The sequence below is a fragment of the Streptomyces sp. NPDC030798 genome (genome assembly GCF_055572275.1).
Genome location: NZ_JBVIDR010000001.1, coordinates 359,589 through 372,296, shown reverse-complemented (window position 1 = coordinate 372,296; position 12,708 = coordinate 359,589). Strand labels below are relative to the sequence as shown.

11 protein-coding genes and 2 pseudogenes are annotated in these 12,708 nt (G+C 73.9%); 5 read left to right on the top strand and 8 right to left on the bottom strand.

Going from position 1 to position 12,708, the window contains the following annotated elements; translation table 11 throughout:
- The 3 genes and pseudogenes from ACZ404_RS01695 to ACZ404_RS01685 form a co-directional block, all read left to right on the top strand.
- Positions 1-288, top strand: a complete 288-nt coding sequence (locus tag ACZ404_RS01695; RefSeq protein ID WP_468435269.1) for an SHOCT domain-containing protein — start codon at positions 1-3, stop codon at positions 286-288.
- A pseudogene (locus ACZ404_RS01690) lies at positions 285-452 on the top strand (ABC transporter ATP-binding protein); the annotation flags it as partial. The gene ACZ404_RS01695 and the pseudogene ACZ404_RS01690, both read left to right, overlap by 4 nt.
- A gap of 1 nt (position 453) precedes the next feature.
- Positions 454-858: pseudogene (locus tag ACZ404_RS01685) on the top strand (FtsX-like permease family protein); the annotation flags it as partial.
- Between the two features lie 66 nt (positions 859-924).
- Here the strand turns inward: ACZ404_RS01685 and ACZ404_RS01680 are convergent.
- Entirely contained in the window at positions 925-1,521 is a 597-nt protein-coding gene (locus ACZ404_RS01680; protein ID WP_468435268.1) for an ATP-binding protein, read from the bottom strand.
- A gap of 206 nt (positions 1,522-1,727) precedes the next feature.
- The gene (locus tag ACZ404_RS01675; RefSeq protein WP_468435267.1) at positions 1,728-2,051 is read right to left on the bottom strand and encodes a hypothetical protein; all 324 of its coding nucleotides are present in this window, start codon (positions 2,049-2,051) and stop codon (positions 1,728-1,730) included.
- Positions 2,052-2,457: 406 nt separating this feature from the next.
- On the opposite strand from ACZ404_RS01675, the gene cds1 reads away from it, so the two are divergent.
- Positions 2,458-3,582, top strand: a complete 1,125-nt coding sequence (cds1, locus tag ACZ404_RS01670) for an L-cysteine desulfhydrase Cds1 (protein ID WP_468435266.1) — start codon at positions 2,458-2,460, stop codon at positions 3,580-3,582.
- A 141-nt stretch (positions 3,583-3,723) separates the two neighbouring features.
- On the opposite strand, the gene ACZ404_RS01665 is transcribed toward cds1, so the two are convergent.
- Complete coding sequence (locus ACZ404_RS01665) at positions 3,724-4,188, bottom strand: SRPBCC family protein (protein ID WP_468435265.1); 465 nt, start codon at positions 4,186-4,188, stop codon at positions 3,724-3,726.
- A gap of 70 nt (positions 4,189-4,258) precedes the next feature.
- Positions 4,259-5,089 carry a DeoR/GlpR family DNA-binding transcription regulator gene (locus ACZ404_RS01660; protein WP_468435264.1) on the bottom strand — a complete coding sequence of 277 codons (831 nt, stop codon included), beginning with the start codon at positions 5,087-5,089 and terminating at the stop codon, positions 4,259-4,261.
- 309 nt (positions 5,090-5,398) lie between these two features.
- On the opposite strand from ACZ404_RS01660, the gene ACZ404_RS01655 reads away from it, so the two are divergent.
- On the top strand, positions 5,399-7,753 hold the full coding sequence (locus ACZ404_RS01655) for a hypothetical protein (RefSeq protein ID WP_468435263.1): 2,355 nt from the start codon (positions 5,399-5,401) through the stop codon (positions 7,751-7,753).
- 82 nt (positions 7,754-7,835) lie between these two features.
- Here ACZ404_RS01655 and ACZ404_RS01650 read toward each other — a convergent pair whose 3' ends face one another.
- The 4 genes from ACZ404_RS01650 to ACZ404_RS01635 form a co-directional block, all read right to left on the bottom strand.
- Positions 7,836-10,271 (bottom strand): right-handed parallel beta-helix repeat-containing protein, encoded by a 2,436-nt coding sequence (locus ACZ404_RS01650; RefSeq protein WP_468435262.1) that lies wholly within the window; start codon positions 10,269-10,271, stop codon positions 7,836-7,838.
- Positions 10,272-10,380: 109 nt separating this feature from the next.
- Positions 10,381-10,986 (bottom strand): Rv1733c family protein, encoded by a 606-nt coding sequence (locus ACZ404_RS01645; RefSeq protein WP_468435261.1) that lies wholly within the window; start codon positions 10,984-10,986, stop codon positions 10,381-10,383.
- Between the two features lie 235 nt (positions 10,987-11,221).
- A complete protein-coding gene (locus ACZ404_RS01640; RefSeq protein WP_468435260.1) occupies positions 11,222-12,046 on the bottom strand; it encodes an MOSC domain-containing protein in 825 nt (274 codons plus the stop codon).
- A 43-nt stretch (positions 12,047-12,089) separates the two neighbouring features.
- On the bottom strand, positions 12,090-12,527 hold the full coding sequence (locus ACZ404_RS01635) for a DUF6643 family protein (RefSeq protein ID WP_468435259.1): 438 nt from the start codon (positions 12,525-12,527) through the stop codon (positions 12,090-12,092).
- Between the last annotated feature and the right edge of the window lie 181 nt (positions 12,528-12,708).

The window sequence follows — 12,708 nt, the reverse complement described above, 5'->3', positions numbered from 1 at the left end:
ATGCAGACCCTGGCGACCTGGCACGGCGGCGGGCCCGGCCCGTGGATCCTCCTCTTCCCGCTGATCTGGGCGGTCGTCGTGGCCGGCGCCGTCACCCTGCTGCGCCGCACAGTGTGGCGGGGGCGCGGCGGCCCCTGGCGGTCCCTGGACGGGGGACGCCCGGCGGGCGACTCGCCGCTCGCGGTCCTCGGCCGCCGCTTCGCCTCCGGCGAGATCGACGAGGACGAGTACGGGCGCCGGCTCTCCGTCCTTCAGGAGCAGTTCGGCCGCAAGGGCGGTGCCGCGTGAGCACCCCGACGACCGCCCTGCGCACCGCCGCCCGCGTGACCGGCGCCGTCAAGGTGTACGGCACCGGCGACACCGCCGTGCACGCCCTGGACGGCGTGGACGTCGACTTCCCCGCCGGACGCTTCACCGCGATCATGTGCCCCTCGGGCTCCGGCAAGTCCACCCATGATGCTGAGCCTGGTCCACGCCCTGCTCGCCCTCGCCGCGGTCATCGCCCTGCTCGGCATCGCCACCACGCTGACCCTGGCGCTGCACGAACGCATCCGGGAGCTCGGCCTGCTGCGGGCCGTGGGCCGGACCCGGGCTCGGCTGCGGGCCATGGTCCGCTGGGAGTCGGTTCTGGTCGCCGCGTTCGGCTCGGCCGGCGGACTCGTCCTCGGCGCCTTCCTCGGCTGGGTGCTGGTGCGGGCCTCCGACGGCGCGAGCGGCACCGCGTTCGTCTTCGCCCTGGCGCCGGCGCGGCTGGCCGTCGCCGCCCTGGTCGGCCTCGCGGCAGGCGCCCTGGCCGGCCTGCGCCCGGCCCGCCGGGCGGTGCGCCTGGACGTGCTGCGGGCGATCGCGGCGGAGTGAGACGGTGCTTTGCCGGTCCGGCTCAGGGTGTGGGACGTACCCCTGAGCCGCGGCGCTCCGGTCCGGTCAGCCGTGCACGACCGACCGCGCGGGAGCCGCAGCCGCCGCCGAGGCGTGGACGACGGCGGGCGCCGGAGCGGGAGCGGCGGCGGCCACCGGGGTAGGCGCAGGCCGGCCGGTGGTGAGCCGGGCCGCGGTCTGCTGCTCGACGGTCCGGCGCGGCGCGCGGGCCGCGGGGCGGTGCGCCGCGTCCGGCGCGGGCAGCGTGAACCACACGACCTTGCCGTTGTCGCCGTCCGGGCGTGCGCCCCAGCTCTCGCTCATCGCGGCCACCATCGCCAGCCCCCGCCCGCAGGTCGCCAGCGGGGAGGCGTCCGCCGCCTGCGCCGCGTCGGCCACCACCGGAAGACGCGGGTCGTGGTCGCGCACCGAGACGGTGAGCCGGTCGAGCAGCAACTCCAGCTCCACGGTGCACGACTTGTCGGGCCGGGCGTGCCGGTGGACATTGCTGAGCAGCTCGGTCACACCGAGCGCGGCGCGGTCTATCAACGGGTCCAGATGCCAGTAGCGCAACTGCGCAGATACGATTCTGCGGACCTGGCCGATCCGCGACGGCAGGGCCTGGAGCTCCACCGTGCAGTGCCTGCTCGGATGACTGATCACTGCTGCGACTCCCCGATGTAGAGGTCCCGGGGGACCGGAAGAACACGGAGAACAACGGATCCAGCAGGGTGCTTGCGTCCAAACCTCCGCCTGCTGTCGTGGCCGGCGGGCTGGTTCGCAGCGTTATCGCCGGTAAACCCAGAGTGACGTGAGACCAGCGTGACGCAGCGGAAGCGCTCCCGCAACTCGCCACGACGGGCGAAGAATCAGCCGCCGCGCCCGGCCGCCCGGCGCACCGCCTCGATGAACCGCCGCGCCGCCGGCGGCCCCGGCTCGCCCGGAGCGGGGTCGTGCTCGCCCAGCGTCAGCAGGTACCGGTTGCCGTTGAGGTCCGCCAGCGCCCGGTCCTCCGCGGCGAACCAGGGCCTGGAGGCGCGTACCGCCCGCACCGGAGCGCTGTCGATCTCACTGCCGTAACTGGTGAGCAGTTCCAGCCTGCCGTCGCTGATCCGGACCTGCCCGGCCCGGGTGAGCGAACGCAGTCGCCTGCCGATCCGCACGCCCTTGGCCGTGAACTCCGGCTCCGCCATCCCTCGCCGCCCCCTTGCGCCTCGCCCGCCGGAGCCCGGCCCGCTCGGGACCGGCCCCGGCCCGTGTCCGGCCGTACCGCCCGTGGCCCGTGGCCGTACGACCGCTCCGGTGGTCGTTTCCTCGGTGGTCTCGGTGATCCAGTGTGCGCCCCCGTCGGGACGATCGTCCCGACGGTGCAGCCTGCCACCATGCGGCCGGGAGCACCAGTGCGCACGGGCGCACGCGACCGGCGCCCGGAGCACACGCGCCAATGCGCCCCCGCGCCCTCGCACGGGTGTGCCCCAGCCCCTCCTTGGAGTGGCTCAAAGATGCGTTTATGCAGGTGAGGGGCGGTGCGAAAGGTGCCTATGATCGAGGTGCCGGTCGCGCCAGCCGCCGTCGGCGCCCAGCGTAAGGAGCACCGCCGTGAGCACCACCCCATACACCGAGACCGGCGCCACCCTCGACGTCGACCGCAGTGACGCCGCCTACCGCGACTGGCTGAAAGAGGCCGTCCGCAAGGTCCAGGCCGACGCCAACCGCTCGGCGGACACGCACCTGCTGCGCTTCCCGCTCCCCGAGCACTGGGGCATCGACCTGTACCTGAAGGACGAGTCGACACACCCGACCGGAAGCCTCAAGCACCGCCTGGCCCGCTCCCTGTTCCTCTACGGCCTCTGCAATGGCTGGATCCGGCCCGGCGCTCCGGTCATCGAGGCCTCCAGCGGCTCGACGGCCGTCTCCGAGGCGTACTTCGCCAAGCTGATCGGCGTCCCCTTCATCGCCGTCATGCCGCGCACGACCAGCGCCGAGAAGATCCGCCTGATCGAGTTCCACGGCGGCCGGTGCCACTTCGTGGACGACTCGCGGAAGATGTACGAGGAGTCCGCCCGCCTCGCGGTGGAGACCGGCGGCCACTACATGGACCAGTTCACCTACGCCGAACGGGCCACGGACTGGCGCGGCAACAACAACATCGCCGAGTCGATCTTCCGCCAGCTCGAACTGGAGCGGTTCCCGGAGCCCGCCTGGATCGTCGCCACCGCGGGCACCGGCGGCACCTCGGCGACCCTCGCGCGCTACGTCCACTACATGCAGTACGACACCCGCGTCTGTGTCGCCGACCCGGAGAACTCCTGCTTCTTCGAGGGCTGGACCACCGGCGATCCGGACGTCACCTGCGACTGCGGCTCCCGCATCGAGGGCATCGGCCGGCCGCGCATGGAACCGAGCTTCGTGCCCGGCGCGATCGACCGGATGATGAAGGTCCCGGACGCGGCCAGCGTGGCCGCCGTACGCGCCCTGGAGCGGGCCATCGGCCGCAAGGCGGGCGGCTCGACGGGCACCGGCCTGTGGAGCGCACTGAAGATCGTCTCCGAGATGGTGGCCGCGGGCCGCACGGGCAGCGTGGTGACCCTGCTGTGCGACCCGGGTGACCGCTACCTCGACAAGTACTACTCCGACGCCTGGCTGGAGGAGCAGGGACTGGACATCGCCCCCTACGCGGCGGCGATCGAGTCCCTGCTGGTGACGGGGGTGTGGCCGACCTGAACGGCCCCGGCCTGCCGCTCTGTCGCGGTCCGGCGCGGCGGCGCAGCCGACGGCCTGCCGAGCGGGCCCGCTGCCGCCGGTTCGGCTCGGCAGGCGATCAGACGCTTGGCCGCTCAGTGACTCGGGTGCCTGGGCGGACCGTCAGCCGCTCAGGCGACGGTCCAGTGCGTCGACTGCCTGCCGGAAGGCCCGGCCGACGCCGGGGCGGGCCAGACGCCAGGCCAGACGGAACGCCGCCGTCCCGTCCAGGGCGAAGGTCATCCGGATCCGGGTCCCCGTGCCGGCCGGGGAGAGCCGCCACTCCTCGAGCCAGGCGCGTGCCCCCGGGGCGTTGGTGATGTCGACGCGGTAGGCGTACAGCTCAGGCGCCTTCGCCACCAGCACCGACTCCTCGAAGCGGAGTCCGCCCCGCAACCGCACCCGGCGCCCGCTCTCGGTCGGCCGGGCCGCCGCCACCGCCGAGAACCACTCGGGCCAGCCGGACACGTCCTCGGCGAGGGCGCGGTGGACCGCCTCGGGAGCGGCGGTGACGTCCCGCGTGAACACGAGCCGTACGGGGGCGGTGCCGGTGAAGTCGAGCTCCACCGGGCGCAGACGGTGAGCCATGGCCACGAACCCCCTCGTCACGATCTGTGGATGGGCGGGGCGGTGCGGCGGCAGCCTAGCTGACCGTCCGTCAGATGTCCTCGTCCTCGTCCGTCTCGCCCGCCACCAGCAGCCGGTTCAGATGCTCGGAGATCTCCGCGCGCGCCTCCGTGGGCAGCCCCGCGTCCGTGACCAGGGTGTCCACCTGCTCCAGCGCCGCGAAGGAACTCAGGCCGACCGTGCCCCACTTGGTGTGGTCGGCCACCACCACGACGCGGCGCGCCGACTGCACCAGGCGCCGGTTGGTCTCTGCCTCCGCCAGGTTCGGCGTGGACAGGCCCGCCTCGACCGATATCCCGTGCACCCCGAGGAAGAGCAGGTCGAAGTGGAGGGCGGCGATCGCCTGGTCGGCCACCGGACCCACCAGCGAGTCGGACGGGGTGCGCACCCCGCCGGTCAGCACCACCGTCGCCGCGCCCTGCCGCTGCCCGGAGGTGCGCTGCGCCGCGTGGAAGACGTCGGCGACCCGCACCGAGTTCGTCACCACGGTCAGGTCCGGCACCTCCAGCAGATGCTGCGCGAGCGCGTACGTCGTCGTACCGCCGGACAGGGCGATCGCCGTCCCCGGCTTGACCAGCCGGGCGGCGGCCCGCGCGATGTCCTCCTTGGCGGTCAATTCCAGACCCGACTTGGCCTCGAAGCCCGGCTCGTGCGTGCTCGCCTCCACCACCGGCACCGCACCGCCGTGCACCTTCTCCAGCACGCCCTGGCGGGCCAGCGCGTCCAGATCGCGGCGTACGGTCATGTCCGACACGCCGAGCTTCCGAGTCAGTTCGTTGACCCGGACCCCGCCCCGGCGCCGGACCTCGTCCAGGATCAGGGTGCGGCGCTGCTCCGCGAGGAGGTTCTGATTCTCGCTCACGTACGCTCCGGTCCTTTCGCCGCGAATCCGTCGTCCGACACGCCCACCGCACCTGCCGCGACCTGGAGGTTCCAGCCGTCTGCCGTGTGCGGGCGTCCCATCTTTTCACGGCAGGGGACCGGTTGCGCCACCACCTGTCACGCCGCGCACATGCCATTCGTGGACATCCAGGGCATCCCGTCCGCCGCAGACCGTCCCACGGATCGGGGAGATTCCGTGACGAGAGGTGTAGACCGCCCGGAAAACGGAGATCCTGCACCCGCACGGACACAGGCCTTGCCGGCACCTGACGGGGGAAGTGCGGGAACAGTGGAGCGGGCACAGCGGCACAGCGCCGGGCGGACGGCAAACGGCCCCGCCGCCCGGCCCACGGCACCGGAGACCGAGCTGGAACTGCTGGTGCACGGAGTCGGCGGCACCACCCCGGAGAAGATGCTCGGCGACCCGCGCACGGTCCGGATCACCGGAGACGACACCGCCGCCGTCTTCCGGCGCGCCGAGGACGCCACGGCCGGCCGGGGCGGCCGAGAGCAGCCGGTGCGGGAGGCCTATGTGTGGTGCAACCTCACCTCCGGCGACGGCACCCGCGCGTTATGGCTGCTCCTCCTGCCCTTCATGGTGGTCAACCTCGCCCACTGGATGCGCCCCGCCGCCCCCGGCCGCCGACGCACCGTCCGGCTCTACGGCCTGCTCGTACGACTGACCGCCCTCAGCCTCACCATGCTGCTGGTCGCCGCCGTCTGCGAGGTCGCCCTCGACCTGGTGGCCTGGCAGTGCGCCGGCGTCGCCGCCTGCGCCCACCGCCACTCCTGGCTGGGCTTCCTCGCGCCGGCCGCGTCCGGCGACGCCTGGTGGACCGCGCCCGGCCGCCGCCTCGCCCTGGCCGCGCTGGTCCCGACCGTCCTCACCGCCCTGCTCTGGTACCTCTCGCACCGCACCTGGAACGCCTACGAGTCGCACCAGCCGATGGAGCGCGACCCCGAGCCGGAGACCGACGGCAGCGCGCTCGCCCGGCCCGGCTTCTGGTACGGGCGCCGCCTGGTCGCACGGCTGCGCGCCGCCCACACCGCGGCAGGCCTGCTCACCGTCGCCGCCGCCGTCGCCACACCCGCCGCCCGGTTCGACCACCGCTCCGGCGGCCCCGCCGCCCTGGACACCCTCAGCTGGCTCCTCGCCGCCGCGCTGCTCGGCGGGACGGCCGCCGTGGTGGGCGTGGTCTGCCGCCGGGGCCGCAGCGAGAACCGCCTCGACCGGACGCTCGACCGCCACCTGGTGCGGCGCCTGCCGCTCGGCGCCCTCGGCCTGCTGGTGCTCGCCCTCGTCTACGCCGGCTGGTCGCGGCCCGGCTGGCGCTCCGCCGGGATGCTGCCCGGTGACCCGGCCTTCGGCGCCCTCATGGCGGCCCAGGGCGTGCTCGTCGTCGCCCTCGCCGTCGTCGCCCACGACCTGTACCGCCGGCATCCGGACCGGCGGGCCGCGATGCGCGGCCTCGGCGGGCCCGCCGTCGCGCTGCTCGCCTGCGCGCTCGGCGGTGTGATGTCCGGCGGGCTCGCGCAGCGGGTCGCGGACTGGCTGGACGGCACCCGGGCCCTGCTCGACGGACCGCCGGTGCTGCTCACCTGGCAGGCGTCCGCCATCCCGCCACTGCTGCTCCTCCTGCTCGCCCTGACCGCCGTACTCGCCCGGCGCACCGCGCGGCTGGCCCGCGCCGAGCGCGCCCACGTGCGCCAAGAACACCCCGGCGAGCCCGAGGACCCGTCCCGGACCCGCCGCATCGCGCACGCCCGGGCCATGGCCACCCTCACCGACCGGGCACCGCTCGTGGTCGCCGTGCTCTCCGCCGCCACGTTGCTGGTGGGTGCCGCCGCCCTGGCCGGCTCCCTGGCCACCGGCAAGCCCCCCGAGGGGGCGGCCCGGCGGACGTACGACCTCGTCCAGGCGGCGGCCGCAACGTCGCAGGCGCTCGGCTCCTGGCTGGTCGGGCTCGGCTTCCTGCTGTTCGTCACGTGGGGCCGGCGCGCCTACCGGGACGCCTCCGCCCGGCGCACCATCGGCATCCTGTGGGACGTCGGCACCTTCTGGCCCCGCGCCGCGCACCCCTTCGCCCCGCCCTGCTACGCCGAGCGCGCGGTACCCGACCTCACCTGGCGGATGGCGACCTGGACCCGCCGCACCGGCGGCCGCCTGGTCCTGTCCGGCCACTCCCAGGGCAGCGTCCTGGCCGCGGCCGCCGCCTGGCAGCTCAGCCCCTCCGTCCGCCGGCGGATCGCCCTGCTCACCTACGGCTCTCCGCTGGAGCGCCTCTACGGCCGTTGGTTCCCGGCCCACTTCGGCCCGCCCGCACTGGCCGCCCTGCACGGCGACGTGGCCTGCTGGCGCAACCTCTACCGCGCCACCGACCCCATCGGCGGCCCGGTCCGGATCGGCGACGGCCACGGTCCCGCCGTCGATCACGAGCCGCTGAGGGACCCCCTCGCCTACGGCCGCACTCCCGAGCACCCGCTCCCGTCGCCGATCCTCGCCCACTCCGACTACCAGGCGGACCCGGTCTTCGCAGCGGAACGGTCCCGGCTGCTGTCCCGGCTCCGCCCGGAACTGCCGGAGCAGCAGCTTTCCACGCGGAGTGCTCCACGTAGTCCAGGACCGCCCCGCCGAGGCGCCTGACGGTGGCGTTGCAACCGGTGGGCACGCGGTTCGGGCCGGAACGACGCCGTCGGGGTGGTCCCGTCGGGGGATCACCCGGGCCTCAGGGCAGCTCCGGCAGGTCCTCCGCGTACAGGAGGGTCAGGTCGTCGGTGGACGGGTCGTGGAACTGGGCGACACGGCCGGCGTGCCGCTCCACCATCGCCTCGAAGGTCTGCCGGGCCGTACGGCCGTTGCCGAACGCCGGGCCCTTCGGGATCGCCGTGAAGTACGTCAGCAGCGCCTCCGACGCGCCCGGTGCCAGCCGGTACTCGTGCTCGTCGGCCTGCTGCTCCACGATCCTCAGCAGTTCCTCGGGCCCGTAGTCGCCGAAGGTGATCGTCCGTGAGAAGCGGGAGGCGACACCGGGGTTGACCGACAGGAAACGCTCCATCTCGGCCGTGTAGCCGGCGACGATCACCACGACCGCGTCCCGGTGGTCCTCCATCAGCTTCACCAGCGTGTCGATGGCCTCCTTGCCGAAGTCCCGCCCGCCGTCCTCCGGGGACAGCGCGTACGCCTCGTCGATGAACAGCACACCGCCGCGCGCCCGTTCGAACGCCTCCTGGGTGCGGATCGCCGTGGAGCCGATGTGCTCGCCGACCAGGTCGACCCGGGAGACCTCGACCAGGTGGCCCTTCTCCAACACCCCGAGGGAGGCGAGGATCTCGCCGTACAGCCGGGCCACCGTCGTCTTGCCCGTGCCCGGGGAGCCGGTGAAGACCAGGTGCCGCTTGACCGATGCCGCCTTCAGGCCCGCCTGCTGCCGGCGCCGGCCCACCTCGATCATGTCGGTCAGCGCCCGCACCTCGCGCTTGACGCTCTCCAGGCCCACCAGCGCGTCCAGTTCGCCGAGCACGGCCGCCGACGTCCGGGCCGGCTCCGGCGAGGGGGCCGCGGCGATCAGCGGCTCCTGCTCGGTGATGCGCTGCCCGGGGATCGAACCGAGCAGCCCGGGCGAGGGCGACACCGTCTGTACGGCCGTCTCGCGTGCCGGCGGCCGGAGGCTGCCGCTCTCGTCGCTGGTGCAGTCCTCCACCACCGGGCCCGTCCCGGACCCGGCGTCCGGCCCGGCGTCCGTGAACTCGTAGCCGCCGCGCGCACACCGCTCCGTACGGCACTTGCGCAGCGTCGTACGGCAGCCGTCGATGACATGGAAGCCGTAGCCGCCGCTGCCGCTGACCCGGCACTGGACGAAGCTGCCCCGGCCGCCCGCGGACACGTAGAACCCCGCCTCGGCCGGGGAGTCGACCGTGCACCGGTCGATGGCCGGGTCGGCGCCCTTGGTGACGATCACGCCGGTCTGCGTGCCGTCCAGGGTGCAGTTGCTGAGCGTGCCGCCGCTGCCGTGGTCGCGGAACCAGGCGCCGGTGGCGGCGTCCCGGATCCGGCAGTCGTCCAACTGGGCGGTCGCCCCGTCGCTCACCGACACCGCCGTGTTGCGCACCTGGGACAGGTCGCTGTCCACCACGTCCGCGCGCGAGCCGCGGTCCAGCACGAACAGCGCGTCCGGCACGTCGTGCACCCGGCAGGCGTCGAGCACCGCGGTCGCGCCGTCGCTCACCCACACCGCCGGATAGTCGCCCGTGCTGTCGAAGATCTCGCACTGGTTGGCGTCCACCCGGGTGCCCGGGTCCCACACCGACAGGCCGTTGCGCCCGAACCGGCGGACCGTCGTCCGAGTGAGCGTCAGCACCGAACGGGAGCGCAGGTCGACCGCGTTCTCCGGGATGTCGTGGATCCGGCAGTCGGCGAGCGTGAGCACCGCGTCCGTGTCGAGCGTGACACCGTCGGCCGTGGTGCGGTGCACGTCGCAGTCGGTCAGATGGGCCGTGGCCCCCTGCGTGACCTGCACCCCCGAGCCGCGGACCTCGTACACCTCGCAACCGAGCGCCTCCAGCGCCGAGTTCTCACCGGTCGCGGTCAGCCCGGTGCCGGAGGCGTGGTGCACCCGGCAGCGCTCCAGGCGCGGGTGGGCGCCGCCGCGGACCGCCACGCCCGCCTGCCCGGCCGCGACGACCTCGCACTCCTCGAACACCCCACCGCCGCCGTCGAGTACGGCGATGCCGATGCCCGCCGGGTTGTCGACCGTGCAGCGCCGCACCGTCGGGCGCGCCCCGCCGCGCACCTCGATGCCGGCGGCGGACCGCGTGACGATCCGCACGTCCCGCACCTCGGGCGTGCCCTCCTCCACCAGCAGCGCCGGTGCGGCCGCGTCCTGGCCCTCCACGTGCAGGTCCTGCACCACCGCGGAGGCCCGCACCGTCAACGGCACACCGTCCACGGGCGCGATGCGCACCGACCCCGGCGAACCCTCGGGTCCGCGCAGCGTCACCGCGCGCTGGACGACGAGGTTCTCCCGGTAGGTGCCCGGGGCGATGGTGAGGACGTCACCGTCGGCGGCTGCCTCCAGGGCGGCGGCGAGCGAAGCGTACTCACCCGTGCGGCGCCGCCACCGCGACGTGCCGGTGTGCGTCACCTGGACCGTGCCCTGTGCCATGGCGCTGCTGTGCCCCCACCTCGTGTGCCGCGGGTCGATGCCGAACTCGGCTCGGCCGCTCCACCGTAGCGTGCGTGCGGGGGCTGGGTTGACCAGAGCCGGAAGGCCGTCAACTGCCGGTGCCCGCCTTGCCCCAGTCCGGGCCCGCGCGGTCCCAGGCCTGGTCCCAGCGCGCGTACCTGCGGCGGACCATGCGCCAGACGATCAGACGCCGGCCGCTGTCGACCAGGCCCGCCGTCAGCAGGGCCGCGCCGATCCCGGCGAGCACCGCGTGCGTCGTAGCAGTGGGGGAGTCCAGCGGGCGGCTCGCTATTCGTCCGTGCGTGTCCGTCCACAGCCGGAAGTGGTCGCCCTTGTGAGGGGACTTCAGGTCCACCAGGGCCGCTTCGTGGTGCGGGGTGCCGTCGGGCGCCGTCCAGTCGGCGAGGACGCGGCTGCGGGCGTCGCGCGCGGCGCTGGTGTCCGGGTCCGTTTCCACCGGGGCGCCGCCCAGCTTGCGCACCACGGTCGCCGTGAGGAGATGGCGGGAGTGCTGCTGCTCGCGCACGGACCGCTGCAGGGAGTCCTCGGCCGCCACCCCGACCAGGGAGCCGATCACGGGCGCGGCCACAGTGATCAGCACCAGTGTCACCAGGGCCACCCAGGCCTCGGCCAGATCGGTCGCACGGCGCAGCGGATTGCTCCGCCAGCGCCACAGGCCGCTGATCGCTCGCATGTCCCCCACCCCCCTCAGCTCCGTCATAGCCCCCGGCGGAGTCGCTCGCCCCCGGCCCGGGTCAAGAGAGAGCGAGATCACTCCCGGCCAGGGCCTTCAGCCAAGTCTCGTGTCGTCGTGCCAACGACCGGGACCCGCCCCCGGTTCCCGTCGGCCGAGCCGTCGCCGCCGGTCTCCGGCACGCCGCCGCCTCGGCCGCCCGCTACGGGTCAGGAGACCCCGGCGCCCTCGAGTGTCACTGCAGCACGCGCACCGGGTCCCCGACCCGGATCGTGCCGGGGGAGAGGGGCACGAGGTTCTGGCCGAAGAGCAGCATCCCGTCCGCCCTCCGGTGCCGCGCCAGGGTGCGCAGGGGTTCCCGGCCGCGCCCGCCGGTGTCCTGGTCGGTGGTGGTCACCACACAACGCGCGCAGGGCTTGGTGATCCGGAAGGCGACCTCGCCGATGGAGATCCGCGACCAGTGGTCCTCGGCCCAGGCCTCGGTGCCGGCGACGACCACGTTCGGCCGGAAGCGGTTCATGGGCAGCGGGCCCTCGGCGGCGCGATCGCCCTGGGATATGAGGGAGTTCAGGGCGTCGAGGGAGGCGGTGGTGGTGAGCAGCAGGGGGTAGCCGTCGGCGAAGCTCACCGTCTCGCCCGGCAGCGCGTACTCGGGGTCGACCGGGCGGCGGGTGGCCGGATCGTCCATGTGGACCAGGCGGACAGCGGTGCCCAGATAGGAGGAGCACCAGTCGTGGACGGTGCCGGACGCCGGGACCGCGTCGACCTTCGTGCCGAAGATGTTCACCGGCACCGTCGTCACCGGCTCCGGGACGCCGACCGTCAGCGGTTCGCGTCCGGGCGCGGACAGACGGACGCCGCCGCCGGGCAACGGCTCGGCGGCGGCCAGTGCGAGACGCGGCTGCTCGCGCTGCGTGACAACCTTCCCCCCGTCGTCGATCAGCGTCCAGCGCCGGTCTCCGGCCAGGCCCCAGGGCTCCACCGCGGCCTCCCGGGGCGCGATGCCCCGGAACGCCTTGACCGGGTGGACGTGGATCGACTGCAGTTCTGCGTTCCCCATGAGGCCATCGTGCCAGGCGGCACCGACAGCCGGGGCACGCCGGTCAGTAACCGCGGTACTGCTGGTTGTTGTACGGATCCTGGTAGGGCGCCGGGCCGGGCCGCGGGGCGGCGGGGCGCATGGCCTCGTACCCCGAGCCGCCGGCCATCGGGCGCGGCTGCTGCGGGGCCTGCGGGCCGGGATAGCCGCGCGGAGCGCTCGCCTGCTGCGGGATGTAGGCCGTGGGCGCCTGCTGCAGCGGGAAGGGCTGCGGAGCCTGCGGGTAGCCGTAGCCCGGGGCCTGCTGGGACGGGGCCGCCGGGAGGGCGGGCAGCGCCGAGGGCAGGGCGGGCAGGTTGCTGCCGGAGTCGTAGGCAGCGGGGACCCGGATCGGGGCGATCTGCGGGGTGCCCCGCTCGGCCACGAGCGAGTCGTAGATCGGGGTGTCCGGGAAGGAGGCGGAGTAGTAGCCGCCACCATAAGTGGAGCGGGGGGAGGTCATGGCACATAAGTTAAGCCCACGATGTGCTGGTTGGGGAGACCGATAAGAGGGTTGTTTTCCGTGTCCGCAGTGACTCGGGATCCCCAATCCGAGCGAACTCGGCAAAAATGGACGCCGCGCAGGCTTTGGATCGTGTAAAAGCCGAGTTCCTCCAGGGTTACCCACGGTTGACCGGCGATCT

Bases quoted from the DNA above. Each gene is read 5' to 3' on its own strand.
- ACZ404_RS01695 (WP_468435269.1), top strand. From the start codon at position 1: ATGCAGACCCTGGCGACCTGGCACGGCGGCGGGCCCGGCCCGTGGATC.
- ACZ404_RS01675 (WP_468435267.1), bottom strand. From the start codon at position 2,051: ATGGCGGAGCCGGAGTTCACGGCCAAGGGCGTGCGGATCGGCAGGCGA.
- ACZ404_RS01665 (WP_468435265.1), bottom strand. From the start codon at position 4,188: ATGGCTCACCGTCTGCGCCCGGTGGAGCTCGACTTCACCGGCACCGCC.
- ACZ404_RS01650 (WP_468435262.1), bottom strand. From the start codon at position 10,271: ATGGCACAGGGCACGGTCCAGGTGACGCACACCGGCACGTCGCGGTGG.
- ACZ404_RS01645 (WP_468435261.1), bottom strand. From the start codon at position 10,986: ATGCGAGCGATCAGCGGCCTGTGGCGCTGGCGGAGCAATCCGCTGCGC.
- ACZ404_RS01640 (WP_468435260.1), bottom strand. From the start codon at position 12,046: ATGGGGAACGCAGAACTGCAGTCGATCCACGTCCACCCGGTCAAGGCG.
- ACZ404_RS01635 (WP_468435259.1), bottom strand. From the start codon at position 12,527: ATGACCTCCCCCCGCTCCACTTATGGTGGCGGCTACTACTCCGCCTCC.